This window comes from Rubrivirga sp. (assembly GCF_049648075.1).
In the GTDB taxonomy this organism is placed as follows: domain Bacteria; phylum Bacteroidota; class Rhodothermia; order Rhodothermales; family Rubricoccaceae; genus Rubrivirga.
On the sequence record NZ_JBARYR010000483.1, the window covers coordinates 1 to 2,895 of the forward strand.

3 protein-coding genes and 1 pseudogene are annotated in these 2,895 nt (G+C 68.0%); all 4 read right to left on the minus strand.

Translation table 11 applies throughout. The features are described 5' to 3' along the window. Positions 1-775: magnesium chelatase domain-containing protein (locus WBA11_RS13620; RefSeq protein WP_424521217.1), on the minus strand; the 775-nt coding region annotated here is incomplete at its 3' end. A 44-nt stretch (positions 776-819) separates the two neighbouring features. After that, on the minus strand, positions 820-1,053 hold the full coding sequence (locus WBA11_RS13625; RefSeq protein WP_424521218.1) for a hypothetical protein: 234 nt from the start codon (positions 1,051-1,053) through the stop codon (positions 820-822). A 62-nt stretch (positions 1,054-1,115) separates the two neighbouring features. Next, on the minus strand, positions 1,116-2,510 hold the full coding sequence (locus WBA11_RS13630) for a 4Fe-4S binding protein (RefSeq protein WP_424521219.1): 1,395 nt from the start codon (positions 2,508-2,510) through the stop codon (positions 1,116-1,118). Positions 2,511-2,543: 33 nt separating this feature from the next. Then, positions 2,544-2,895, minus strand: a pseudogene (locus WBA11_RS13635) (NAD(P)/FAD-dependent oxidoreductase); the annotation flags it as partial.

Sequence of the window (2,895 nt, forward strand, 5' to 3'; positions counted from 1 at the left end):
GTCTCCCTCCGACGCTCAAGATCTTGGTCGTCTCGAGGGCCTCGGCCGGGGTCAACGGTGGCAGGATCGTCGGCAGGCGGCGGGCCAGCATCGTCTTGCCAGACCCGGGCGGGCCGACCATCAGCGCGTTGTGACCGCCAGCGGCGGCGACCTCGAGGGCGCGCTTGACCAAGGCTTGGCCTCTCACGTCCGCGAAGTCCGGCCCGCCCTCGAGCACGGGCTCCGTCTCCAGCGTCCGCGGAGGCTCCGAGACACCGCGGGCTCCCTGTCCGATAAAGTCGAACGCTTCCTTCAACGTCGCCATCGCGTAGACCTCGAGGCCGTCGACGACCGCGGCTTCGGCGGCGTTCTCGGGGGGGACGATCATCGCTCGTCGGCCCTCCGCACGAGCGCCGGCCGCCATCGGCAACACGCCTCGCACGGGTCGGACGGCGCCGTCGAGGCCGAGCTCGCCCACGATCACGACCTCATCGAGGACGTCTTGCGTGATCGCGTCGGTCGTAGCGGCCAGCAGTCCGAGGGCGATCGGCAAATCGTACGCCGAGCCCTCTTTGCGGACGTCGGCCGGAGCCATGTTGACCGTGACAGCACCGCGCGGGACGGGCAACCCGCTCGTCTTGAGCGCGGCCCACACGCGGTCCCGACTCTCGCGCACCGCACCGTCCGGCAGGCCGACCACGGTCCACCGCGGGATGTTCTGCTCGATGTGGGTCTCGATCTCGATAGGCAGCGCGTCGACGCCCAGGACGGCGCTGCTCCAAACTCGCGATAGCATGTGACGGTGGCGGTGTCTGAGCTAGACTCGCCATCGCGATCCGCCTAACCCTCGGCGACGCGTTGCGCCAACCGGTACGCGATAAAGCCGGTCACGCCGAACGTTATGGCGTACACGGTCGAGTCCGTGTTCTCGAGTCCTACGACGGCCTCGAAGACGAACGCCATGATGCCAGCCGCCAGGCCTCCGCCGATGGCGAACACGACGGTATAAAGGACGAACAGTCCAACCGCGCGGCCGGCGGTCACGGGTCGGGGGGCAGGCTGGATCTCGGACATGGTTGCTGTGAGGTGTCCGGTTGAGACGGCGCCCACCGTGACGGGTTCGTCCTCGAGGACGACTACAGGATGTCGAGGTCGGCGATCAGGTTGTTGACCGGCCGGCCGGCTCGGCTCGCACCCGACGTGTCGGATCCGTTCTCGAGACGGAGGACGCCACGCGGGCACACCGTCGCGCAGATGCCGCAGCCGACACACGACGCGCGGACGATGTTCTGGCCTCTCTGCGCGTAGTGGCGCACGTCGATGCCCATCTCGCAGTACGCCGAGCACTGGCCGCACGAGATGCACTGCCCGCCGTTCGTCGTGATGCGGAAGCGCGAGAAGAACCGCTGCTGAAGCCCGAGGATCGCGGCCATCGGACACCCGAACCGGCACCAAACACGGCTCCCGAAGATCGGGTAGAACCCGACGCCGATCACGCCCGCGAAAACGGCCCCGATCAGGAGCCCGTAGAGCCACCCGAACGTGTTCGCCGTCAGGTCGAGCCAGCGGACCTCGAGGACGGCGGCGACGCCCATCACGATCGTCCCGACGACGATGGCCGCCAACACGCCGTGGACCATCCACCGCTCGACCTTCCACGCAGTTAGCGATTTGTCCGAGAGATGGCGGTACGGGTCGCCGGCCGTCTCTGCGAGCCCGCCGCAGCCGCAGACCCACGAGCAGTACCAGCGCTTGCCGTAGAGGTACGTCAAGACCGGCGTCACGAGAAAAGCCGCCGCTGTCCCCCAGATCAGCATCGCGATCCCGAGCGTTCCTTCGGCCCGCAGCTCCGCGATCTTCCACGGGAAGAACAGGTCGAAGTCGAGCGGCCAGATGATGTTGAGGTACAACTCGGGCTGCTGAAGCCGGACCAGAATCGCCGGCAACGCGAACGCGATGGCCGTCTGGAAAAACACCACACTCAGCGTGCGGATGACGTGGTACCGGCTGTGCCGGTACCGAACGATCGCGCGAACGCCCATCACCGCGATCGCCAAGGTGTAAAGCGTCGTGTAAAGCCACCACTGCCCGCCGTTTTCGAGCGTCGCTGGCGTGCCGCGGATCAGTTCGCTCAGCGGGTTCGCGAGGGGAATCAGGCCGGCCAGCCCTTGGGGCCAGAAGTAGAGCAAGACGTAGAAGCCCGTCGCGATCAGCCCCATCGTCCACCCGATGGCGCCGCGGCTCTCGTTCGACGAGAACATCGTGCCCTCCGTTCGGACGCCCGGCTCGTGCCCCAACCCTCCGAGCCCGTAGATCACCCCGCCACCCGCGAGCCCGACCAAGGCGACGAGGCCGAACACGACCGGATTCGCGGCGCCCAGCCCGCTGACGAACGCGACCAACAGCGCCAGCACCCCGATCGCAACCAGCGCCAAACCGACGCGCTGCACGGCCGTCGCCCGGAAGGCGGGGTTCGAGAACAGCGCGAGATCGGCGTCGGCTTCGGCGTTGTAGAGAGGGATGTCTGACATGAGAAGTCGGGATCGGCCTCGAGGCCGGAACGGCTAACGGGCGACGGCGGGCGTGAACTCGGGGTCGAAGCGGGCGGCCTCGAGGTCGGCGACCGCGTCCTCGAGGGACCATTTTTGGGCGATCCACCGCGAGCAGGTTTCTTGGCGGAGCCGGACGCCCAGGCCGTTGACGCCGAGCACCGCGGCGCCGTCGTGGCGGATGCGGACCGAGCGCCTACCGTCGGACCACTCCCAGTCCTGGCCGGGCGCCGCGATCTGGCCGTAGGTCTGCCACTCGAGGTCGAAAAACTTGGCCGAGTTAAAGAAGACGTCGGGCGCGTAGGCTCGGGGGCGCCCTGCCATCCCGAGACCGGCGACGGCGCCCTGCAAGCGCGCGGTGTACCAG